The sequence below is a fragment of the Actinoallomurus sp. NBC_01490 genome, from assembly GCF_036227085.1.
In the GTDB taxonomy this organism is placed as follows: Bacteria; Actinomycetota; Actinomycetes; order Streptosporangiales; family Streptosporangiaceae; genus Actinoallomurus; species Actinoallomurus oryzae.
Map to the genome: position 1 here is coordinate 1,022,193 of NZ_CP109433.1, position 21,179 is coordinate 1,043,371.

At 68.9% G+C, this 21,179-nt stretch carries 24 protein-coding genes and 3 tRNA genes; 24 read left to right on the plus strand and 3 right to left on the minus strand.

The window, feature by feature from the left end; genetic code table 11:
- Positions 1–94: 94 nt before the first annotated feature.
- From OG417_RS05250 to OG417_RS05285, 8 genes are all read left to right on the plus strand, one after another.
- Positions 95–1,222 (plus strand): acyl-CoA dehydrogenase family protein, encoded by a 1,128-nt coding sequence (locus OG417_RS05250; RefSeq protein ID WP_329250546.1) that lies wholly within the window; start codon positions 95–97, stop codon positions 1,220–1,222.
- 68 nt (positions 1,223–1,290) lie between these two features.
- Positions 1,291–1,366: transfer RNA gene (locus tag OG417_RS05255), tRNA-Thr, on the plus strand.
- A gap of 95 nt (positions 1,367–1,461) precedes the next feature.
- Positions 1,462–1,535, plus strand: a tRNA-Met gene (locus tag OG417_RS05260).
- Positions 1,536–1,617: 82 nt separating this feature from the next.
- A complete protein-coding gene (rpmG, locus tag OG417_RS05265) occupies positions 1,618–1,782 on the plus strand; it encodes a 50S ribosomal protein L33 (protein ID WP_252780260.1) in 165 nt (54 codons plus the stop codon).
- Between the two features lie 145 nt (positions 1,783–1,927).
- Positions 1,928–2,365, plus strand: coding sequence for a MaoC family dehydratase N-terminal domain-containing protein (locus OG417_RS05270; RefSeq protein WP_329250549.1), 438 nt, complete (start codon positions 1,928–1,930; stop codon positions 2,363–2,365).
- A gap of 5 nt (positions 2,366–2,370) precedes the next feature.
- On the plus strand, positions 2,371–2,796 hold the full coding sequence (locus OG417_RS05275; RefSeq protein ID WP_329250552.1) for a MaoC family dehydratase: 426 nt from the start codon (positions 2,371–2,373) through the stop codon (positions 2,794–2,796).
- The gene (locus tag OG417_RS05280) at positions 2,793–3,863 is read left to right on the plus strand and encodes a UDP-N-acetylmuramate dehydrogenase (protein ID WP_442875740.1); all 1,071 of its coding nucleotides are present in this window, start codon (positions 2,793–2,795) and stop codon (positions 3,861–3,863) included. The genes OG417_RS05275 and OG417_RS05280 overlap by 4 nt, the downstream gene beginning before the upstream one ends.
- Before the next feature lie 89 nt (positions 3,864–3,952).
- Positions 3,953–4,447 carry a VOC family protein gene (locus OG417_RS05285; protein ID WP_329250557.1) on the plus strand — a complete coding sequence of 165 codons (495 nt, stop codon included), beginning with the start codon at positions 3,953–3,955 and terminating at the stop codon, positions 4,445–4,447.
- Here OG417_RS05285 and OG417_RS05290 read toward each other — a convergent pair.
- On the minus strand, positions 4,390–5,715 hold the full coding sequence (locus tag OG417_RS05290; protein WP_329250560.1) for an amidohydrolase family protein: 1,326 nt from the start codon (positions 5,713–5,715) through the stop codon (positions 4,390–4,392). The genes OG417_RS05285 and OG417_RS05290 overlap by 58 nt on opposite strands.
- 90 nt (positions 5,716–5,805) lie before the next feature.
- Entirely contained in the window at positions 5,806–6,837 is a 1,032-nt protein-coding gene (locus OG417_RS05295) for an adenosine deaminase (protein ID WP_329250562.1), read from the minus strand.
- 189 nt (positions 6,838–7,026) lie between these two features.
- On the opposite strand from OG417_RS05295, the gene OG417_RS05300 reads away from it, so the two are divergent.
- The 3 genes from OG417_RS05300 (at position 7,027) to OG417_RS05310 (ending at position 9,212) form a co-directional block, all read left to right on the plus strand.
- Positions 7,027–7,884 (plus strand): hypothetical protein, encoded by an 858-nt coding sequence (locus OG417_RS05300; protein ID WP_329250564.1) that lies wholly within the window; start codon positions 7,027–7,029, stop codon positions 7,882–7,884.
- Positions 7,885–7,964: 80 nt separating this feature from the next.
- Positions 7,965–8,480, plus strand: coding sequence for a SigE family RNA polymerase sigma factor (locus OG417_RS05305; RefSeq protein WP_329250566.1), 516 nt, complete (start codon positions 7,965–7,967; stop codon positions 8,478–8,480).
- A 3-nt stretch (positions 8,481–8,483) separates the two neighbouring features.
- On the plus strand, positions 8,484–9,212 hold the full coding sequence (locus tag OG417_RS05310) for a hypothetical protein (protein WP_329250568.1): 729 nt from the start codon (positions 8,484–8,486) through the stop codon (positions 9,210–9,212).
- 116 nt (positions 9,213–9,328) lie between these two features.
- Here OG417_RS05310 and OG417_RS05315 read toward each other — a convergent pair whose 3' ends face one another.
- Positions 9,329–10,531 carry a pyridoxal phosphate-dependent aminotransferase gene (locus OG417_RS05315; protein WP_329250571.1) on the minus strand — a complete coding sequence of 401 codons (1,203 nt, stop codon included), beginning with the start codon at positions 10,529–10,531 and terminating at the stop codon, positions 9,329–9,331.
- 177 nt (positions 10,532–10,708) lie between these two features.
- Between OG417_RS05315 and OG417_RS05320 the strand changes: the two genes are divergently transcribed.
- From OG417_RS05320 to OG417_RS05380, 13 genes are all read left to right on the plus strand, one after another.
- Positions 10,709–10,782, plus strand: a tRNA-Trp gene (locus OG417_RS05320).
- Between the two features lie 101 nt (positions 10,783–10,883).
- A complete protein-coding gene (secE, locus tag OG417_RS05325; RefSeq protein ID WP_329250574.1) occupies positions 10,884–11,129 on the plus strand; it encodes a preprotein translocase subunit SecE in 246 nt (81 codons plus the stop codon).
- 58 nt (positions 11,130–11,187) lie between these two features.
- Positions 11,188–11,949 (plus strand): transcription termination/antitermination protein NusG, encoded by a 762-nt coding sequence (gene nusG / locus OG417_RS05330; RefSeq protein WP_329250576.1) that lies wholly within the window; start codon positions 11,188–11,190, stop codon positions 11,947–11,949.
- A gap of 152 nt (positions 11,950–12,101) precedes the next feature.
- Positions 12,102–12,533 (plus strand): 50S ribosomal protein L11, encoded by a 432-nt coding sequence (gene rplK, locus OG417_RS05335; protein WP_329250579.1) that lies wholly within the window; start codon positions 12,102–12,104, stop codon positions 12,531–12,533.
- Positions 12,534–12,607: 74 nt separating this feature from the next.
- Positions 12,608–13,330: a 50S ribosomal protein L1 gene (gene rplA, locus OG417_RS05340; RefSeq protein ID WP_329250583.1), complete on the plus strand. Its 723-nt coding sequence runs from the start codon at positions 12,608–12,610 to the stop codon at positions 13,328–13,330.
- 250 nt (positions 13,331–13,580) lie between these two features.
- Positions 13,581–14,414, plus strand: a complete 834-nt coding sequence (locus OG417_RS05345) for an LppX_LprAFG lipoprotein (protein ID WP_329250585.1) — start codon at positions 13,581–13,583, stop codon at positions 14,412–14,414.
- Between the two features lie 158 nt (positions 14,415–14,572).
- Positions 14,573–15,463 (plus strand): hypothetical protein, encoded by an 891-nt coding sequence (locus OG417_RS05350; protein ID WP_329250589.1) that lies wholly within the window; start codon positions 14,573–14,575, stop codon positions 15,461–15,463.
- 167 nt (positions 15,464–15,630) lie between these two features.
- Complete coding sequence (locus tag OG417_RS05355; RefSeq protein ID WP_329250592.1) at positions 15,631–16,503, plus strand: hypothetical protein; 873 nt, start codon at positions 15,631–15,633, stop codon at positions 16,501–16,503.
- A gap of 383 nt (positions 16,504–16,886) precedes the next feature.
- Positions 16,887–17,453 (plus strand): 50S ribosomal protein L10, encoded by a 567-nt coding sequence (gene rplJ, locus OG417_RS05360; RefSeq protein ID WP_329250595.1) that lies wholly within the window; start codon positions 16,887–16,889, stop codon positions 17,451–17,453.
- Between the two features lie 70 nt (positions 17,454–17,523).
- Positions 17,524–17,913: a 50S ribosomal protein L7/L12 gene (gene rplL, locus OG417_RS05365; protein ID WP_329250598.1), complete on the plus strand. Its 390-nt coding sequence runs from the start codon at positions 17,524–17,526 to the stop codon at positions 17,911–17,913.
- Positions 17,914–18,328: 415 nt separating this feature from the next.
- Complete coding sequence (locus OG417_RS05370; RefSeq protein WP_329250600.1) at positions 18,329–19,351, plus strand: ABC transporter ATP-binding protein; 1,023 nt, start codon at positions 18,329–18,331, stop codon at positions 19,349–19,351.
- A 133-nt stretch (positions 19,352–19,484) separates the two neighbouring features.
- On the plus strand, positions 19,485–20,318 hold the full coding sequence (locus OG417_RS05375) for an MlaE family ABC transporter permease (protein WP_425550853.1): 834 nt from the start codon (positions 19,485–19,487) through the stop codon (positions 20,316–20,318).
- Complete coding sequence (locus OG417_RS05380) at positions 20,318–21,175, plus strand: MlaE family ABC transporter permease (protein ID WP_442875658.1); 858 nt, start codon at positions 20,318–20,320, stop codon at positions 21,173–21,175. The genes OG417_RS05375 and OG417_RS05380 overlap by 1 nt, the downstream gene beginning before the upstream one ends.
- Positions 21,176–21,179: the final 4 nt, after the last annotated feature.

A 21,179-nucleotide genomic window follows, 5' to 3' on the forward strand; every position in this document is an offset into this window, starting at 1 on the left:
GACCGTCCATTGTTCCGGCCCCTGCGCGAGGAAGGGACGACTGGGTAGAGTCCAGACATAATTTCGGAATCCGATTCGGTCAGCCGGAGGCCTCATGGACGCCCAGGACTTCGCGGATGTGCTCGACGCGGTCCGTTCCTTCGTGCGCGAGAAGGTGGTTCCGCGCGAGGAGGAGATCGAGGAGACCGACCGGATCCCGGACGACATCCGCCAGGCCTCCGCCGACATGGGCCTGTTCGGCTACGCCCTCCCGGAGGCGTACGGCGGGCTGGGCCTGTCGATGAGCGAGGAGGTGCGGCTCGCGTTCGAACTCGGCTACACCGGCCCGGCCTTCCGGTCGATGTTCGGCACGAGCAACGGCATCGCCGGGCAGGTGATCGTCAAGGCCGGGACCGATGAGCAGAAGGAACGGTGGCTCCCGCGGCTCGCGGCCGGTACGGCGATCGGCGCGTTCGCGCTGACCGAGGCCGAGGCCGGCTCCGACCCCAGCACGCTGACCACGACGGCCCGCAGGGACGGCGACCACTACGTCATCGACGGCAGCAAGCGGTTCATCACGAACGCGCCCGAAGCCGACGTGTTCATGGTGTTCGCCCGCACCGGGGGTGAGGGAGGTCACGGCATCTCGACCTTCATCGTCGAGGCGGGCGCCGAGGGCCTCACCGTGGGGCGGCCGGACCAGAAGATGGGGCAGCGCGGCGCCCACACCGCCGAGGTCTTCTTCGACGGCGTACGCGTCCCGGCGTCGGCCATGGTCGGCGAGGAGGGCACCGGGTTCCGTACCGCGATGACCTCGCTCTCCCACGGCCGCCTGCACATCGCCGCCGTCTGTGTCGGGCTGAGCCAGAGGCTCCTCGACGAGACCGTCGCGTACGCCAAGGAGCGCAGGCAGGGCGGGCGGCGGATCGCCGACCACCAGCTCATCCAGGGCCTGCTCGCCGACTCCCAGACCGAGCTGTACGCGGGCCGCGCGATGGTCCTTCAGGCCGCCGAGGCGTACGACTCGGGCGAGGACCGCCGCATGGGCCCCTCGTGCGCGAAGTACTTCTGCTCGGAGATGGCCGGGCGGATCGCCGACCGCGCCGTGCAGGTCTTCGGCGGGATGGGCTACATGCGCGGCGTGGCCGTCGAGCGTCTCTACCGCGACGTCCGCCTCTTCCGCATCTATGAGGGCACCAGCCAGATCCAGCAGATCGTCATCGCCCGTGCCCTGGTCCGCTGAGCCACGGGTTATCGATTTCGTGTCGCCGACGCAGACCGTGTATGGTTACGGAGCGCGGAAGGCCGCACGCCCCCTTAGCTCAGTCGGCAGAGCGTCTCCATGGTAAGGAGAAGGTCTACGGTTCGATTCCGTAAGGGGGCTCCACCAGCCGATATTCACTCCAAGAGTGTGATGTCGGCTGTTCCGGGTGCGGGCGGGGAATCCTGTATTCTGTCCCCGGTCCTCCCGGATTTGTTCGTGGCGGAGTAGCTCAGTCAGGCAGAGCAAGCGGCTCATAATCGCTGTGTCGCCGGTTCAAGTCCGGCCTCCGCTACTACCTCACCGATCGCCCGCACACGTGAGCGGTCCGGTGAGGGTTGTCAGTTCACTGTCCCTTGGAAGGAAGGCACTCCCTCGTGGCTGCCACCGACGTACGGCCAAAGATCACGCTGGCCTGCCAGGAGTGCAAGCACCGCAACTACATCACGCGGAAGAACCGGCGCAACGACCCGGACCGCCTGGAGCTGAAGAAGTACTGCCCGAACTGCCGCAAGCACCAGGCGCACCGCGAGACCCGCTGAGTAGCGCCTTCGGGCATCACCGAAACTCATCCGGCCCGTCCCGGCGATCTGCCGGGGCGGGCTGAACCACGTTCTGTTACGGTCGCCCCATCGGCACCGGCCGGGACCGGTGGCGGTGCGCACTCGGCTCGAAGGGATGTACTGCATGGCGCTGAACCGCGACTTCATCGGGCACGCGTTCCCGAAGTCGGAGCCGTACGAGGTCTCCCGCGTGAAGATCAGGGAGTTCGCCGACGCGATCGGCGACCCGAACCCGATCTACCGTGACCGCGACGCCGCCAAGGCCGCGGGCCACCCCGACGTGATCGCGCCGCCCACCTTCCCGATCGTGATCACGCTCGGCACCGACGCGCTGCTCGACCCCGAGCTGGGCCTGAACTTCGCGATGGTGGTCCACGGCGAGCAGCGCTTCGAGTACCAGCGTCCGCTGCGGGCCGGCGACGTGGTGGTGACCGAGTCGACGATCTCCGGCATCCGCTCGATCGGCCGCAACGAGCGCCTCGAGGTCCAGACCGTCGTCATGACGGTCGAGGGCGAGCCCATCTGCACGTCGCACAACGTCCTGATCGAGCGGGGGGCCTAGAGCACATGACCGCCACGGTGAAGTACGACGAGGTCGAGGTCGGCCAGGAGATCCCGGAGCGCACCTATCCGGTCAAGCGGCTCGACCTGGTCAGGTACGCCGGCGCGTCCGGTGACTTCAACCCCATCCACTGGAACGAGAAGTTCGCCAGGTCCGTCGGCCTGCCCGACGTCATCGCGCACGGCATGTACACCATGGCCGAGGGCGGCCGGTTCGTCACCGACTGGGCCGGCGACCCGGGCGCGGTGATCGACTACGGCGTCCGGTTCTCCTCGATGGTCGTCGTCCCCGACGACGAGGGCGCCGAGATCGTGATCTCCGGCAAGATCGAGGAGAAGCGCGACGACAACACCGTCGTGGTCGCGCTGACCGCCCGTTCGGCCGGTGAGAAGGTCCTCACCCGCGCCAAAGCAACGGTGCGCCTGGCCTGATGGCCGTCCTCTGCGAGCGGGTGAACCTCTCCGGCTACACCACGCTGCGCCTCGGCGGCCCGGCGCGCCGCTTCGTCGAGGCCACGACCGACGACGAGCTGATCGGCGCCGTCCGCGACGCCGACGAGGCCGGTGAGCCACTCCTCGTCCTCGGCGGCGGCAGCAACCTCGTCGTCGCCGACGAGGGCTTCCCCGGCACGGTCGTCCACGTCGCCACCCGCGGCGTGACGATCGACCCGTCCCCGGGCGGCGGCGTGCTGGTCCGCGCGCAGGCAGGGGAGGAGTGGGAGCCGTTCGTCGCCCGTTGCGTGGACGAGGGGCTCGCCGGGGTCGAGTGCCTGTCCGGCATCCCGGGCCGCCTCGGCGCGACGCCCATCCAGAACGTCGGCGCGTACGGCCAGGACGTCAGCGAGACGATCGTCTCCGTCCGCGCGTACGACCGCGAGCGCGGCGGGGTCGTCACCCTCGACCGGGAGGCCTGCGGGTTCGGCTACCGCACCAGCGCCTTCAAGCGCTCCCGCCGTCACGTCGTGCTGGAGGTGACGTTCGCGCTGGAGCCGGCGGACCTGTCCACGCCGATCCGCTACGCCGAACTGGCCCGCCGCCTGGACGTGTCCGCCGGCGACCGGGTACCCCTCAAGGACGCCCGCGAGGCCGTGCTGGCGCTGCGCCGCGGCAAGGGCATGGTCCTGGACGCCACCGACCCCGACACGCGCAGCGCCGGGTCGTTCTTCACCAACCCGATCCTCGGTCCCGAGCAGGTGGCCGCGCTGGAACGCCGGGTCGCCGACCGGCTCGGCCCGGACGCGACGTTCCCGCGCTACCCGGAGGCCGACGGGCACGTGAAGACCTCGGCCGCCTGGCTCATCGACAAGGCCGGCTTCGGCAAGGGGCACGCCCGCGGCCCGGTGCGCATCTCGACCAAGCACACCCTGGCCCTGACCAACCCGGACGGCGCCCGTACGGCGGACCTGCTGGCCCTCGCCCGCGAGGTCCGCGACGGGGTACACGCGGTGTTCGGCGTGACCCTGGTCAACGAGCCGGTCTTCGTGGGCGTCGAGCTCTGACGCAAGGTTGTTGAACCCTCAAATACCCGCCCGGAGACGGGAATCGCGCCGGTGAACCCGGCGTTCCAGTGGTCATGCCGATCCGGGGTTTGAACCACGCCGTCCTGTATGTACGCGACGCGCAGCGCAGCGCCGCGTTCTACCGTGAGGTGCTGGGCTTCCGAGAGATCGTGAGCCTGCCGAACGCCGTCTTCCTGCGGGCGCCGGACTCCGACAACGACCACGACCTGGGCCTGTTCGGCGTCGGCGAAGCCGCCGCACCGTCACCCGCCGGCCGCTCGGCCGTCGGCCTGTACCACCTGGCCTGGGAGGTCCCGACACTCGCCGACCTGCGCGAGCACCGCGACCGCCTCGCCGAGGCGGGCGCCCTGGTCGGAGCCAGCGACCACGGGTCGACGAAGGCGCTGTACGCCAAGGACCCGGACGGCCTGGAGTTCGAAGTCTCCTGGCTGGTGCCGCACGAGCTCCTGGGCGACGACACGGAGATGCGCACGCTCCCGCTCGACCTGGACGCCGAGATCGAGCACTACGGCCCCGACCGCACCGGCGCCCTCAGCCGGGTGCCGGGAACAGCCCGTACCTGACCACCGGCCGGCGCCAGGGACGCCTGTGTCCCTCCGCGCCAGACGCGCTGGACGGAGAGCGTGTCGCCGATGGTGACGGTCGGGTCACCGGCGACAAGCGTGAGGTCGGCTCGGAGCCCGGGCTTGATTCGGCCGCGGTCATCAAGGCCGAACCTACGCGCGGGAACGGAGGTCGCCGCCCGCAGGGCCTCCATCGGCGTGAAGCCTCCCATCACCAGGAGTCGCAGTTCGTCGTGGAGGCTGGCGCCGTGGGCCATTCCCGGTGCGCCGAGATGCGCGGCATCCGTGCCCGCGAGAATGTCGACGCCGGCTCGCCGAAGCGCTGCGAGCGCCTCGAGCGCGTAACCGAAGTTCTCGTGTGGGCTTGTCGCCATCGCGCCGGACAGGTTGTCGAGCCATGCCGGCGTCAGCTTCGGGGTGACCCGCGGATCCTTGGAGAGCTCCTCACCGGCGGGCTCGCCGGTGATCGACGCGATCACCGTCAGTGTGGGGACCACGAAGGTGCCGGCGGCGGCGATCTTCTCGATCAGCTCGTCGGTATGCGGCCGATCGAAGAAGAGATGAGTGAATCCGTCGACGCCGGCGTCGAGGACCTGATCGGCCGTCTCGATGGTCATGGCGTGCGCGAGGACGATCTTGTCGCGGTCGTGGCCCTCGCGAACGGTCGCCGCGACCAGTTCGGGAGCGAGGGCGGGCAGGGACGAGCCGAACACGTGGCCATCCTCCACCAGCACCTTGAGGTAGTCGGCGCCCTCGGCGATCCTGGCCTCAACGAACGCCGGGATCTCGTCCACGCGCGTGGCCGTCGGCCACGGTGGGTCCCCTTCCCCTTTCCGGAGCTGATGCGGGTGTCCGTCCGCAGGTGTGAGCCCGATGGACGGGGAGCGCACGTCGGCGAGGTCGGTCGACTCGGCGACCTGGCGGCGCAGCGGGATCATTCGCTCCGGCATCGAGAGCATGTCGAGCTCGGTGGTGATCCCGAACGTCAGGGCCTGGCGGAGTGACTCCGCGTCGGTATGCGTGTGAGCGTCGAACAGGCCGGGCAACAACGTGGCACCGGTGCCATCGATCAGCTCGACTCCGTCGGGACGCCTGCCCGCGACGCTCACGATCGTGCCGTCTGCGACTTCGACGTCGACGACCCCAAGGAGGTCCTCGCCATCGAAGACGCGTGCGCCTGTGATCACGAAGTGATCCACGGCTGACTCGCGCAGCATAAGCCTCTCCACTTGGTTACTAATGGTGACCACAGAACCGTAAGAGACCACGATTGAGCTGCCAAGAAGGCACTTTTCCGACAGGTGGTGAGGTCCAGGTGACCAGGCGCGGCGACCTGGCCGGCCCATGCTGATGATCCGTCAGCTCGATCCCGGGGGTGTGCGCAGCCACGTGTCCACGTCGTCGAGAAGGCGCTTCTGGGCGTCGGACGGCGCGGCGGAGCCCCGGATCGAGCAGCGTGCCAGTTCGGCCAGCTCCGTGTCCGTGAAGCCGTGCACCTCGCGCGCCAGCTCGTACTGCCGCGTCAGGCGCGACCCGAACAGCAGTGGGTCGTCCGCGCCCAGGGCGATCGGCACTCCCGCGTCGAAGATCTTCCGCACCGGGACGTCCGGCGGCGCGGCGAACACCCCCAGCCCGACGTTGGACGACGGGCACACCTCCAGGGTCACGCCGCGCTCCGCCAGCGCGGCGAGCAGCGACGGATCGTCGGCCGAGCGGACCCCGTGGCCGATCCGGTCGGCCCCCAGGGCGTCCAGGCACGCCCGTACGCTCGACGGGCCCAGCAGCTCCCCGCCGTGCGGCGCCGACAGCAGACCGCCCCGCTTGGCGATGCGGAACGCCGCGTCGAAGTCGTATGCCCGGCCGCGCCGCTCGTCGTTGGACAGCCCGAACCCGACGACGCCGCGCCCGGCGTACTGGACCGCGAGGCGCGCCAGCGTCCGCGCGTCGAGGGGATGGCGCGTACGGTTCGCCGCGATGATCACCCCGATGCCCACGCCGGTGGCCGAGGAGGCCACCCGTACGGCGTCCAGGACCAGCTCGGTGAAGGCCGTGAGCCCATCGAACCGCGCGGCGTACCCGCTCGGATCCACCTGGATCTCCAGCCAGCCCGAGCCCTCCGCGGCCTCGTCCTCGGCCGTCTCGCGCACCAGCCGGCGTACGTCCTCCTCGTCGCGGAGCACCGAACGGGCGATGTCGTAGAGCCGCTGGAACCGGAACCAGCCGCGTTCGTCCGTCGCGTGCAGGCGGGGAGGCCACTCCTCCACCAGGGCGTCGGGCAGGTGCACGTTGTGCCGGCGGGCGAGATCCACGAGCGTGGCGTGCCGCATCGAGCCGGTGAAGTGCACGTGTAGGTGGGTCTTCGGCAGTGCGGCGATCGGACGGGCCTCCATGCGGAGATATAACCGCATGGCCCTCCCCTCGCATGCCACCTCCCCCAAGAACCGCCCGTCCGGGCCATGCCGAGGATCGCCTGAAAAAAGTTTTGGAGAGGCGTGCAACCCCCCGTGGGACTCACGCGTATATGAGGGGCGCGAGAGCAACACAGGCTGAACCAACACAGGCTGAAAGGGCATGACTCAATGAAGACGCTCAAGGTAGCTCTGCTGGTGACCACGACGGCCGGCGCCGTCGCCGCGGGTGGTGTCACGTGGGCGACCGTCGGGAACAGCAGCCCCGCCCCGAGCGCCCCGGCGGCCGTCAAGGACATCGCCAAGCACGCCCCCGAGGTGAAGACGCCCACCACTCCGTCCGTGCCCTCGGTGCCCACCTGCGTGCCGAACCTCCCGAAGGGCAGCAAGGCCCTCGCCGCCGCCAGGGCGAAGGTCGAGAAGCAGATCGAGGCCCTGGCCGCCAAGGCGCCCAAGACCCCGGTGACCCTTCCCGCGGTGCCGGGCAAGGCCCCGAAGGTGCTCCCGGCCGAGGAGCTCGCCAAGCTGCCGGTGAGCAAGCTGCCCACCTGCGACGCTGCCGGCGAGAAGGCCGAGACCGCGACCCCGCCGAAGGTGCCGGCCGCCCCGTCGCTGCCGGACGCCGTCTCCTGCGACAAGGTCCCGGCGGTGATCAAGAACGAGCAGGCCAAGGCCAAGCAGTTCACGCTGCCGAACGGCGCGAGGTTCGGCGTCGTCCACGCGCACAGCATCACCATCCAGAGCCGCGCGGCGTGCGTCTGGACCCAGCAGCTCGTCGGCTCGCTGCCCGGCTCCATCACGGTGGACCGCATCAAGACCCCGCCGCAGGTCACCCTGGCCGAGCTGGCGCAGGAGCTGAAGATGCCCGGCCAGTTCGTCTCGGTGAGTGGCGGGAACGCATGGCAGACGCCGACCCACGAGGGCATGCTGTGGCTCGATGACAATGGCTACGCCGTCCGGATCACGGGCAGCAACCCGGCGACGGCCGCGCTGCTGCCGGGCATCGCCTCCCAGCTTCACGCGGAGTGAGCATGGCGCGGGTGGCCCCGGCGCGGAGGGCCACCCGCGACCGGTCGGCATTCGATGTGGCGTTCACCGGACGGAGCACATTGGCGCGTCGAGATGACGAGTCATTCGTCAAGTTCGTGGCGGAGCGGGGTACCGCGTTGCTCCGCACAGCGAGTCTGCTGTGCGGGGCGCGGTCCGACGCGGAGGACATCCTCCAGACGGCGCTGGAAAAGGCCTACCGGCACTGGAACAAGATCAGTACCGAGGCCGATCCGGAGCCGTACGTCCGCCGCATCCTCGTGAACCTGACGGTGAGCCGGGCGAGACGATGGCGGGTTCTGCGTGAGGTGCACATGCCGAGCCCGCCAGAGGTCCCCTCGGCGTCGGAGACGGCCACGGTCGAGCTCCGGGGCGTCCTCATCGACGAGTTGCGCCGTCTCGGTCCGCGCCAGCGAGCGGTGCTCGTCCTCCGCTACTGGGAGGACATGTCAGAGGCCGACACGGCGAAGATGCTCGGATGTTCGGTCGGCACGGTCAAGAGTCAGGCCGCGCGGGGGCTCGCGCGGTTGCGTGAGCGGATGGGCTCATCCGCCCACACGGCGGTATCAAGGGGGTGAACCATGGATCTGGAGAATGAGCTGCGGCAGGCCATGGCGGACCATGTCACGGAGGTGTCCGCGCCGGAGACGCTGGCCGCGGACGCCAGGCGCCGCCATCACCGGACGGTACGACGCCGCACGGCGTTCGCCGTCGGTGCCGCCGGGGTGATCGTCGCGGCCGGGATGATCCCGGCCTACCACACGATCCGCCCGCAGACCGTCGGTGCGGACGGTCCGGACGGCCGGAGGCACGGGCAGCAGACGACCCGCACGCTGTCCGCGTCGCCGACACCCTCGGTGGACGCCCGCTCGGGCTCACCTGGTGCCGGATCGAAGGGTTCACACCCGGCGGGAAGGCCGAAGCGCCCGTCCGGCGCCCAGGACCCCGGCCTGGGCGCGGTCAGGGCGCTGCTCACGTACCTGCCCCACGGCCTCACCGCCAAGCCGTGCACGAGCACGCACACGGGGGCGAAGGAGACCAAGACCTGCCGTTGGAGCGGTTCCGGCGGCTGGATCGAGGTGCGCCTCATCCGCGACGGCGGGCTCAAGAATCCGTCGGACCTGGGGCTGGCGCCGCCGGTGGCCAAGGCGTTCCGCGTGCACGGCCATCCGGGTCTGCGCACGGACGGCCCGGCGGTGCCCAGCCAGATCATGTGGATCGAACGGCACGGCCTGGGTGTCTGGGTCGGTGTCAGCCCGTCGCTCGGCGGCAGCATGACGCGTATCGCCGAAGGGGTGAACGTCACCTGAGGGGAGCCGGGACGCGCCGCCCTCCACCCCATGCGTCCCGGCACTCACAAGAAGAGGCCGTCCCGTCGTTCGACGACGGGACGGCCTCTTCTCACGTACGGCTCCGAGGGCCGCGCTCAGTGGGCCTCGGCGAGCAGCTTGCCCACGCGGCCCACGCCCTCGGCGAGGTCCTCGTCGCTGAGGGCGTAGGACAGGCGGAAGTAGCCCGGCGTGCCGAACGCCTCACCCGGCACCACCGCCACCTCGGCCTCCTCCAGGATCACCGCCGCCAGCTCCACGGACGTCTGCGGGCGCTTGCCGCGGATCTCCTTGCCCAGCAGCTGCTTGACCGACGGGTAGGCGTAGAAGGCGCCCTGCGGCTCGGGGCACACCACGCCGGGGATGTCGTTGAGCATCCGGACGATGGTCTGCCGGCGCCGGTCGAACGCCTCGCGCATCCGTGCGACGGCCGTCAGGTCGCCGCTCACCGCCGCGAGCGCCGCGGCCTGGGAGACGTTCGCGACGTTGGACGTCGCGTGGGACTGGAGGTTCGTGGCGGCCTTCACGACGTCCTTGGGGCCGATCATCCAGCCGACCCGCCAGCCGGTCATGGCGTACGTCTTGGCCACGCCGTTGAGGATCAGGGTGCGGTCGGCCAGCTCGGGCACGACCACGGGCATCGAGGAGAACTCCGCGCCGCCGTACACGAGGTGCTCGTAGATCTCGTCCGTGATCACCCACAGGCCGTGCTCGGCCGCCCAGCGGCCGATCTCGGCGACCTGCTCGCGGCTGTAGACCGCGCCGGTCGGGTTGGACGGGGAGACGAACAGCAGGACCTTCGTACGGTCCGTACGGGCCGCCTCAAGCTGCTCCACGGTCACGAGGTAGCCGGTGGTCTCGTCGGCGACCACGTCGACCGGCACGCCGCCGGCCAGCTTGATCGACTCGGGGTACGTCGTCCAGTACGGGGTGGGGACCAGCACCTCATCGCCCGGGTCGAGCAGCGCGGCGAACGCCTCGTACACCGCCTGCTTGCCGCCGTTGGTGATGAGCACCTGGGACGCGTCGGCCTCGTAGCCGGAGTCGCGCTTGGTCTTCTCCGCGACCGCGGCCTTGAGCTCGGGCAGCCCGCCCGCGGGCGTGTACTTGTGGAAGCGGGGCGTACGGCACGCCTCGACGGCGGCCTCGACGATGTAGTCGGGTGTCGGGAAGTCCGGCTCGCCGGCGCCGAATCCGATGACCGGGCGCCCCGCGGCCTTCAGCGCCTTCGCCTTGGCGTCCACGGCGAGTGTCGCGGATTCGGAGATCGCGGCGATCCGGGCGGAGATTCGAGTGCTCATAGTGCCTATCGTCGCAGACGGCGCGGGGAGATCTCAGCCGGATATAGGCTGAGTCCGGAGCCGAACCGGGCGCGCTGCGGCGTTTGGTTCGACGCGGAGGTGGTTTGACACGTAGACTGCAGCACTTAGTGACGTCGCTCAGGGCTCTGACACGCCCTGGATGCGGTGCCACTGCGAAGGGCAGTAGCTCAATTGGCCAGAGTCCCGGTCTCCAAAACCGGTGGTTGGGGGTTCGAGTCCCTCCTGCCCTGCGGATTGCGGTTCGCGACTAACCTGAAGTATGCGGACGTAGTGATGCGCACGCCCACAGCGGAGTTTGCGACACGACCGACGAGGGGATGCGTCGACATCGATGGCGACTGACACGCGCGGCGACGCCGCGACCAAGGACAAGGAGAAGAAGCCGCGCCGGAAGCGGACTTCTCCTCTGCTGTTCTACCGCCAGGTGGTCGCCGAGCTTCGCAAGGTCATCTGGCCGACGCGCCACGAGCTTGTCACGTACACGACCGTTTCGCTGATCTTTGTGATCATTGTGCTGGCGATCGTGTTCGGTCTGGACAACCTGTTCTCGTGGCTGACCCTGAAGGCGTTCGGCTGACTCGGCTGATCACGCGTCACATCCGGCAAGACATTACGTATCGAGAGAAAGAGTGATCGTGTCCGAGTCCCCTGAGCTCCACGACGAGGCCGTCAAGGAGGCCGAGTCCGTGGAGACGGCGGCTACGACCGAGGCTGAAGACGTCGCCGCGGAGTCCGCCGAGACGCCGGAAGGCGCCTCGGCCGATGACGCCACCGCCGAGACGACGGCGGACGAGTCTCCGGAGGAGTCGTCCGACCCGGTCGGCGACTTCATGACGCAGCTGCGGCGCCTGCCGGGCGAGTGGTACGTCGTTCACTCGTACGCGGGATATGAAAACCGCGTCAAGACCAACATCGAGCAGCGCACCCAGTCGCTCAACATGGAGGACTTCATCTTCCAGGTCGAGGTGCCGCAGCACGAGGTCACCGAGGTCAAGGGCGGCAAGCGCCAGAAGGTCAGCGAGAAGGTCCTGCCGGGCTACATCCTGGTCCGCATGGACCTCACCGACGAGTCCTGGGCCGCCGTACGCAACACGCCCGGTGTGACGGGCTTCGTAGGACTTTCCAACACTCCGTCGCCGTTGCACCTCAGTGAGGTCGCCACCCTGCTGGCGCCCGAGCCGGAGGAGCAGGTCAAGGCCAAGGAGACCGCCAAGACCACGGCCACCGTCGACTTCGAGGTCGGCGAGTCCGTGACCGTCATGGACGGTCCCTTCGCCACACTGCCCGCGACGGTCAACGAGATCAACGCCGAGGCGCAGAAGCTCAAGGTGCTGGTTTCGATCTTCGGTCGGGAGACCCCGGTCGAGCTGTCGTTCAACCAGGTCTCCAAGATCTGACCACTCCTCGTCGGCGAGGAGCCCGCGAGAGCGGGGTCCTCGCCTGCCGAGGAGGTAAGGGCCCCAACGCGGCGGTCGACGTTCCAGTCGCCGTGTTGCCCGCGAATGCGGGAGTCGGGGCCGAAGTCACACAGGAACGCTAGGGGTGAGGCATGCCTCCCAGGAAGAAACTCGCCGCGATCGTCAAGGTCCAGCTGCAGGCCGGCCAGGCGACCCCCGCGCCGCCCGTCGGTACCGCCCTCGGTCCGCACGGCGTCAACATCATGGACTTCTGCAAGCAGTACAACGCTGCCACGGAGTCCCAGCGCGGCAACGTCATCCCCGTAGAGATCAGCATCTACGAGGACCGCTCGTTCACCTTCATCACCAAGACGCCGCCGGCCGCCCAGCTCATCAAGAAGGCCGCCGGGGTCGAGAAGGGCAGCGGCGAGCCGCACAAGAACAAGGTCGGCAGCATCACCCGCGACCAGCTCCGGGAGATCGCCCAGACCAAGATGCCCGACCTGAACGCCGGCTCCCTCGAGCAGGCCGAGAAGATCGTCGCCGGCACCGCCCGTTCCATGGGCATCAACGTCGGCGACTGATTCTCCTCAACTCACATCATTTCCGTGGGAGGGCTCGCGCGGCCCGTACCACGCACTCCAGCAAGGAGACGCACATGAAGCGCAGCAAGGCCTACCGCGAGGCCGACGCCAAGATCGACAAGGACGCTCTGTACAGCCCGGCCGAGGCCGTCAAGCTGGCCAAGCAGACCTCGCCCACCAAGTTCGACGCGACCGTCGAGGTCGCGCTCCGGCTGGGCGTCGACCCGCGCAAGGCCGACCAGATGGTCCGCGGCACCGTCAACCTGCCGCACGGCACCGGCAAGACGGCGCGCGTGCTGGTCATCGCCGGTGGCGCGAAGGCGGACGAGGCCCGTGAGGCCGGCGCCGACTACGTCGGCACGGACGACATGATCGAGCGGATCCAGGGCGGTTTCCTGGACTTCGACGCGGTCGTCGCGACCCCGGACATGATGGGCAAGGTCGGTCGGCTCGGCCGCGTGCTCGGCCCGCGCGGTCTCATGCCGAACCCCAAGACCGGCACCGTCACCACCGACGTGGCCAAGGCGGTCACGGAGATCAAGGGCGGCAAGATCGAGTTCCGCGTCGACCGGCACGGCAACCTCCACTTCATCATCGGCAAGTCCTCCTTCGACGAGCGCCAGCTCGTGGAGAACTACGCCGCGGCGCTGGAGGAGATCCTGCGGCTCAAGCCGTCGGCCGCCAAGGGGCGCTACATCAAGAAGGGCACCCTGAGCACCACGATGGGACCGGGCGTCCCGCTCGACCCGAGCCAGACCCGCAACCTCACCGCGGAGCTCGAGGGCGCGGCGAGCTGACATTCCGCACGTCAGGGGCGTCTCCCATCGGGAGGCGCCCCTTTTCGCGTTTGAGATCGCCGCGACCGCGAATCGGCCTTGGGGCGCCCGGCCGTACGACTTGGGGAGCATGCGGGGATAAACCATTTGGTCCCTGTGGGGGATGTCCTACGAATCGTTGGGGACAAGACTCGTAATCGGCCGGAGACAGAACGGTTCGCGGACCGAGATCCGCGTCCGGTAGCCATACGCGAGACGCAGGAGGAACCCAATGGTTCGTCGATACGCCCTGGGGACGGCGGCGGGAGCCGCGCTCATCGTCTCCCTGACCGCGTGCCAGGGAAGCGGCGACGACAAGCAGAGCGCTCAGGTCCCGGCGGCTCAGGCCATCGCCCTGGCGTCGCAGAAGACGGCCACCGTCGACTCGTACAAGGTCGCGGTCACGGCCGCCGGCACCGGCGAGGCGGCGGCCAAGATGCACGGCACCATCCAGATCCGACTCAAGCCGCAGCTCCAGGCCACCGGCACGCTCGACTCGGCCACCGTGAAGGGCCAGTCGCTGCCGGGCGGCGAGCGCGCCATCCTCCTCGGGGACGCCTTCTACGCCAAGGTTCCGCAGCAGCTGTCGCAGTTCACCGGCGGCAAGCCGTGGGTGAAGTTCTCCATCTCCCAGGCGAGCAAGCAGGCGGGGGTCAACCTCGACAGCATCGTCAAGCGGGCCAACCCGGCCGAGCAGACGAAGATCTTCACCGGCTCCAAGGACGCCCGCCGGGTCGGCACCGAGAGCATCGACGGCGTGAAGACCACCCACTACGAGGGCACGGTCACCCCGGAGCAGGTCGGGCAGCTCGACGCGCGGGCGCAGCAGGCGTTCAAGCAGTTCTACCAGCGGTCCGGCGCGAACAAGGTGACGTTCGACCTGTGGGTGGGCAAGGACAGCCTGCCGCGCAAGCTCGTCACCAAGGTCACGACCGACAAGGGCAACGCGTCCTCGACCATGATCTTCAGCGACTACAACAAGTCGTTCTCGGTCAGCGCGCCTCCGGCGAGCGAGGTGACCGACGGCAGCCAGCTCAAGAACGCTTTGGGCTCCCAGATCCATTAATAGTCCGGCTGACCAGCGTATTCGTCGCTTAAACGGAATGTCCCGTGACCTAAGTCACGGGACATTCCGTTTAAAGGGTCCTTGCTCAGGTACGGAACCGACACGCCGGAAGGCGGGCCACCGGAATGGCCGACCGTCAACCTGGGAGGAAACTCGCGATGACAGCAAGGGCCAGTCGATATGTGGCAGGCGCCGCCGCCGGGCTGGCGCTGACGGTGTCCCTCACCGGCTGCCGTACGGACGGGGGCGGCAGCGACGCGTCGGACAGCGGCAAGCCGGGCAGCGGCAAGCCGGGCGTGCACCTCACGGCGGCGCAGGAGGCTCTCGGGAAGGCCGCGGACAAGACCGCGGACCTGAAGTCGTTCCGCGCGACCCTGTCGACCTCCAGCGTCGTGAGCGGGCGGCAGGCCGACCTCAAGGGCGACCTGGCGTTCCGGCTGAAGCCGGACCCGGCGATGAAGCTCGACGTACCCGCGATCAACGCTTCGGGCAAGACCACCGACGGGTTCCAGGAGGTCTTCACCGGCGACACGATCTACCTGAAGATCCCCGCCCTGGCCAAGCGGGCCGGCAAGCCGTGGGTGAGCTTCACGACCGCCGAGGTGAGCAAGGCGACCGGCGTCGACGTCAAGGGCCTGCAGAGCCAGGGACGTCAGGCCGACCCGGCGCTGAACGCCAAGATGCTCACCGCGTCCAAGGACGTGCGCAAGGTCGGTACGGAGACGGTCGGCGGTGTCTCCACGACGCACTACCAGGGCACGTTCGCGCTCAGCGACGCGCTGTCCAAGCTCGGCACCGAACAGCGTGAAGAGGCCCAGAAGATCTTCAGCCAGGCCGGCCTCGACAAGCTGAACTTCAGCCTGTGGATCGACGGGCGGCAGCTGCCCCGCAAGATCACGCTGACCACGCCGCCCGGGGCGAAGCTGAAGCTCGACACCGCGATGAACTACGTCGACTTCAACAAGCCCGTCTCGATCAAGGCCCCGGCCAAGAGCCAGGTCGTGGACGGCCTCAAGCTCAAGGGCGCCGGCTCCAACGTCCCCGGCTGACGCCCGGCTGAGTGGGCCACGCGGCCGCCCGGACGGTGCTCCGGGTGGCCGCGTACTCATGTGACGGGGGAGTTTCTGGTGAAATGTGAACCTTTCTGGGGCGTACGACGTCTGATGTTGGCGTGGTCCCTGCCGGGGGTCGCGCCATGATCAGGAGAGGATGTTCCATGACACCAAAGGCCGGTCGATACGTGGCCGGGGCCGCGACGGGCCTGGCGATCGCACTGTCGCTGACCGCCTGCAAGGGCGCGAGCCAGGACAAGGCGTCCGGCGGCGAGCCGACGAGCGGTGCCGCCCACCTGACCGCCGCCCAGAACGTCCTGGCCAAGGTGTCGGAGCGGACGAGCGGAGTGACGTCGTACCGGGGGACGATGTCCGTGGCGATGAGCGCGTCCGGCCAGCAGGTGGACTTCAAGGGAAACATGGCGTGCCGGCTCAAGCCGTCGAAGGCCATGAAGCTCGTCATGACGATGCGCGGGATCGGCCAGGGGACGGCACGCGTCACCGAGATCGTGACCGGCGACAAGCTGTACATGAAGATGCCCGCGCTCCAGGCGAGGACCGGAAAGCCGTGGGTCGGCATAAAGCGCAGCGACCTGCACAAGGAGAGCGGCGCCGATCTGCAGTCGATGCAGCAGAGCGACCAGGGCGACCCGGCGCTGAACACCAAGCTGCTCACCGCGTCGAAGGACGTCCGCCAGATCGGTCGGGAGACGGTCGGTGGGGTACGGACCACCCACTACAAGGGCACGTACAGCATGACCGACGCCATGTCGAAGCTGAGTGGCGACCAGCGCGCTCAGGCGCAGAAGTCCTTCGCCGAGGCCGGCTTCGACAAGATCAACTTTGATATGTGGGTCGACGGGCGGCAGTTGCCCCGTAGGGTCACCATCGCGACGCCGTCCGACGCCCAGGTGGGCATGAAGATGACCCTCAACTACACGGCCTTCAACGTGCCGGTCTCGGTCACGGTTCCGCCGAAGAGCCAGGTCGCGGACGGGGCCGGCCTCCTGGGCGGCGGGCAGAACGTCCCCAGCTGACGCCCGGCTTCGCGAAGTCACGCGGTCGCCCGGATCTCCCTCCGGGCGGCCGCGTGTCGTTTTCCGGGGTTCTCCGGCGAGATGTCAACTCCTCCGGGCGGCGCACGATGTGCGGATGTTCACCGCCTCCAAGGACGCCCGCTTCCTCCCTACGCTGGGAATCGATTTGGACTCCCGGTTCCGGGCGCGTACTCTTTTGTCTGCCGAAGACCGCCGGTCGTCACCCGCATGGGTGGCCGAAGGTCCCGCACAGCGGGTGGCCAGCGCAGGTGATGACGAGAGCTTTCGACCGCGACGTCCGTCGCGTTCGGCCCCGTGCGCCTGCGCCGGGGCCTTTCCTGTTCCTGGGCCTTCCTCACCGGCGTACATCTGGAAGGAGGGCCATGGCGAGAGCGGACAAGACGGCGGCCGTCGCCGAGCTCCGATCTGCATTCGAGAGCTCGAGCGGCGCCGTGCTGACCGAGTACCGCGGGCTCACCGTGGCGCAGCTCAGCGAGCTGCGCCGGTCCCTCGGAGACAACGCACGGTTCGCCGTGGTGAAGAACACGCTGACCAAGATCGCGGCGCGCGAGGCCGGCGTCGCCGAGGAGCTGGAGCAACTGCTCCAGGGTCCGTCGGCGATCGCGTTCGTGCGCGGTGACGTGGTCGAGGCCGCCAAGGGCCTGCGTGACTTCTCCAAGGCCAACCCGGATCTCGTGATCAAGGGTGGTGTCGTCGACGGCAAGCCGATGACGCCCGACGAGATCACCAAGCTCGCCTCCCTCGAGTCGCGCGAGGTTCTGCTCGCGAAGCTCGCGGGTGCGATGAAGGCGTCCATGGGCAATGCCGCCGCCGCCTTCAACGCCCTGCCGGTCAAGGCCGCCCAGCTGGCCGACGCCCTGCGGGCCAAGCGCGAGAGCGAGGGTGAGGCGCCGGCCGAGGCGCCCGCCGCAGCGTCCGACGAGGGTTGATCCCGCGGTCGTAACAGACCTTTGAGTACGTGGCCCGGGCAGCGACCGGGCCGACAGGACAGGAGACATCATGGCGAAGCTCAGCACCGACGAGCTGCTCGACGCGTTCAAGGAGATGACGCTTCTCGAGCTGTCGGAGTTCGTGAAGCAGTTCGAGGACACCTTCGACGTCAAGGCCGCCGCCCCCGTCGCGGTCGCCGCCCCCGGTGCCGCCGCCCCGGGCGCCCCGGCCGAGGCCGCCGAGGAGAAGGACGAGTTCGACGTCGTCCTCGAGGCCGCCGGCGACAAGAAGATCCAGGTCATCAAGGAGGTCCGCGCCCTCACGAGCCTGGGCCTGAAGGAGGCCAAGGACCTGGTCGACGGCGCGCCGAAGCCGCTGCTGGAGAAGGTCAACAAGGAGACGGCCGACAAGGCCAAGGAGGCCCTGGAGAAGGCCGGCGCCACCGTGACGGTCAAGTAGTCGTCTGCTTCACCGCTCCTTGGGGCGGCCATCCGGAAACGGGTGGCCGCCCTTTCTCGTGCCCGCGTCTCTTGCGCCGGTCACTTGCGTCGAGCCGGTGCGGGCGTACGGCGCCGGTCGTCCTCTCATCCGCGCCGCGGACGCGTCGCCGTTCCGCGTTGAGACACCCTTCACAAGGGGCTTGTTGGACCGCTAGTCTCATAAGGATCCAGTAACGATCTGCTTACGAGGCCCTCGCCGTGACACCGGTATCGGCCATGGCCCCTTCCAATGGTGGAAGGGACGACTACGGTAGTTGCACGCTTTACACGGAACCGGCCGCCACCTTGCGGTGGCGCTACGTCATACGGCACCGTGACTCAGCGGTAACTCGCTCGTTGGACCGGATACCCCCCGGCCGGACGAAAGGTGACGAGTGGGCGTCGAAATCAGAGTCGATGGTCTGACCAAGTCCTTCGGGCGTCAGGTCATCTGGGAGGACGTGACGCTGACCCTGCCCGCCGGAGAGATCTCGGTGATGCTCGGGCCCTCCGGTACGGGTAAGTCGGTCTTCCTCAAGACGCTCGTCGGGCTGCTCAAGCCCGACCGCGGTCACTGCTGGATCGGCGACCGTGACATGCCCCATCTCCGCGAACACGACCTGTACGAGACGCGCAAGCTGTTCGGCGTCCTGTTCCAGGACGGCGCGCTGTTCGGCTCGATGAACCTCTTCGACAACATCGCCTTCCCCCTGCGCGAGCACACGAGGAAGAGCGAGTCGGCGATCAAGAAGATCGTCATGGAGAAGATGGAGATGGTCGGCCTGCTCGGGGCCGAGCGCAAGCTGCCCGGCGAGATCTCCGGCGGCATGCGCAAGCGCGCCGGGCTGGCCCGCGCCCTCGTGCTCGAACCCGAGATCATCCTCTGCGACGAGCCCGACTCCGGTCTCGACCCGGTCCGTACGGCCTACCTCAACCAGCTCATCGTCGACCTCAACGCCGAGACCAACGCGACGTTCCTCATCGTCACGCACGACATCAACACCGCCCGGACCGTTCCCGACAACATCGGCCTGCTGTTCCGGCGCGAGCTGGTGATGTTCGGCCCGCGCGAGATGCTGCTGTCGAGTGAGGAGCCGGTCGTCCGGCAGTTCCTCAACGCCCGCAAGGTCGGCCCCATCGGCATGTCCGAGGAGAAGGACGTGTCCGAGCTGGAGGCCGAGGCCCGCATGGGGCACGACCCCGGCGTCCTGCCGCCCATCCCGCCGCAGCTCATGCCCGCCGACGGCCGCCTGCGCGCGGCCCAGCGCGCACCGGGCGAGTGGCTGCGCGCCCACGGCGTCGCCCCGCCGGAGGGCTCGTTCGTCGACGACCAGGGCCGCAACTGGCTGGAGGAGTGGCCGCGGTACGTCGCCGAGCGCACCCCCGTCGCCGGCAGCGCCGGAGGTGGCCGCCCATGACCGAGCGAAGCGAAGGAATCAAAAGACGCGCCCCTGTGGTCACGCCCTCCGACGAAGGAGGACTCATGACCGAGCGAAGCGAGGGAATCGAAGACACGGCCCTGTGGTCACGCCCTCCGACGAAGGAGGACTCATGACGCAGGCCCCCGAGCGCACCGAACCCGAGACGAGACCCAGCCGCCTCGCCCCGGTCGCCGACGGCGCCGTCAACGTCATCTTCCGCGAGCCCGGGCGCTTCTTCGCGATGTCGCTCGACACCGTGCGCGCGGCGTTCAAGTGGCCGTTCCAGTGGCAGGAGTTCCTGCAGCAGGCCTGGTTCATCGTCAGCGTCACCGTGGCGCCGACGATCATGGTCGCCATCCCGTTCGGCGCGATCCTGTCGCTCCAGGTCGGCAACCTCATCCGCCAGCTCGGCGCGCAGTCGCAGACCGGTTCTACCGCCGTGCTCGCGATCGTCCGCGAGGCCAGCCCGATCGTGACCGCGCTGCTGATCGCCGCCGCGGCCGGCTCGGCGATCTGCGCCGACCTCGGCGCACGGAAGATCCGCGAAGAGATCGACGCCATGGAGGTGCTCGGCATCAACCCGCTGCACCGGCTCGTGGTGCCGCGCGTGCTCGCCTGCGCCTTCGTCGGGCTGTTCCTCAACGGCATCGTGTCGGTCGTTGGCATCGCCGGCGGCTACATCTTCAACGTCATGCTCCAGGGCGGCACGCCCGGCGCGTACATGGCGTCCTTCAGCGGCCTCGCCCAGCTGCCCGACCTCTACCAGGCCGAGGTCAAGGCGGTGGTCTTCGGGGTCACCGCCGCGCTGGTCGCCTCGTACAAGGGCCTGACCGCCTCCGGCGGCCCCAAGGGCGTCGGTGACGCCGTGAACCAGACCGTCGTCATCGCGGCCATGGCACTGTTCGTGGAGAACTTCGTGCTCAGCGCGCTGTACTTCCAGCTCGTGCCGCAGAAGGGAATGTGATGGTCGCGGGTACGCGCAGCGGCAGCGGCCTCCGTGCGGCCAAGCGTGTCGTCGACGCGCCGCTGGAGCGCCTCGAGGACTTCGGCCGCCAGATGGCCTTCTACGTCCGGGTGTTCGCCTGGGTCTGGCGGGTGATCGTCCGCTACAAGAAGGAGGTCGTCCGCCTCCTGGCCGAGGTCAGCCTGGGCACCGGCGGCCTGGCCGTCATGGGCGGCAGCGTGGCGATCGTCGCGTTCATGACGTTCTTCACCGGCACCGAGGTCGGCCTGCAGGGTTACAACGCCCTCAACCAGATCGGCAGCGCGGCCTTCAGCGGCTTCGTCTCCGCCTACTTCAACACCCGCGAGCTCGCGCCGACGGTCTCCGCGCTGGCGCTGTCGGCCACGGTCGGCTGCGGCTTCACCGCCCAGCTCGGCGCGATGCGGATCAGCGACGAGATCGACGCGCTGGAGGTCATGGGCGTGCCGTCGCTGCCGTTCCTGGTGACCACGCGCATGGTGGCCGGCATGCTCGCGGTCATCCCGCTGTACGTCATCGGCCTGCTGGCCTCGTTCTTCGCCACGCGGATCATCGTGACGGTGGCGTTCGGGCAGTCCAGCGGCACCTATGACCACTACTTCTACCTGTTCCTCCCGCCGCACGACGTGTTGTGGTCGTTCGGCAAGGTCCTCGTCTTCGCGATGCTCGTGATGCTCATCCACTGCTACTACGGCTACAACGCCAGCGGCGGCCCGGCCGGCGTCGGCGTCGCGGTCGGGCGCGCGGTGCGTACGAGCCTCGTGGTCGTGAACGTCGTGGACCTGCTCATGGGGATGGCCATCTGGGGCACCACGACGACCGTCCGGATAGCCGGTTAGAGGA